1 protein-coding gene is annotated in these 830 nt (G+C 62.4%); it reads right to left on the reverse strand.

Annotated elements, in window-relative coordinates:
* On the reverse strand, positions 1-692 hold a 692-nt coding region (locus HMPREF9440_RS06775), incomplete at its 3' end, for a zinc ribbon domain-containing protein (protein WP_148516502.1).
* Positions 693-830: the final 138 nt, after the last annotated feature.

Raw genomic sequence — 830 nt, forward strand, 5'->3', positions numbered from 1 at the left:
CCGTTTCGATTCGCACGTTCGACGTGCGCGCAGACCGGACACCGTTGGCTGGTGTAGGCGCAGTTCACCTCAACAACCTCAAAGCCGAAAAGCGCTCCCTTCAGCTTGAGGGCGTCGATGATCTTTCCGCGGACCCAGCCGGAGAGCCAGCGGCGAACCCGCACCGGGATGCTCTCGTACGAGAACTCGCCGAAGCGCTCGACGACGTACACGTTGGCGGGATTCCGTTTGATGAGTTCGTTCACGGCATGATTGATCAGGCTGTCGATGGCCTCTTCGTTGGCGTGAAGCTCCTTCCTGAGGGTCCCGTTCGAGAGGCAGCAGCGCTCGATGCGGCGCGCGACGACCTTGTCGGTGCAGTTGCGGGCTCGCGCCTGCAGAGGACCGCGCCCGCGGCCGGCGTCGTAGAGAATCTTGGATCGCTTGATCAGAAGGTCGCCCAAAGACGGATCAACGCAGGTCTTCGTCACGCCGCGCTGGGTGACTTGGCGCTCCCGGCGGGTTCCGTAGCGATTGCCGTCGTCGTCCGTGAAGACTTCGGAGAAGCCCAGGTCGAGCGCGACGATCCTGAGAAGACCGGACTTGGCCATCTCCTCGTTGAGTTTCTTGAGCGCCGGGCTGAAGCGCCGGTGCTTCTCGTCGAGTTTGTGTTGGACCGTGAAGCGGTAGCCCGTTTCGGGGCTCCCGCTCATGCGGATGGTCGGGCGTTTGTACGTCCCACTCCCCGAGCCTTTGCGGAGGGCGTTGGGTCCGATCCCAAGAAGCGGAATGTGAAGGCGCGGCGGATCGTCGTTTTCGTCTTTCCGCAGTTGAGTCAGGTCAAAGAACTC

The organism is Sutterella parvirubra YIT 11816, from assembly GCF_000250875.1.
GTDB lineage: Bacteria > Pseudomonadota > Gammaproteobacteria > Burkholderiales > Burkholderiaceae_F > Sutterella > Sutterella parvirubra.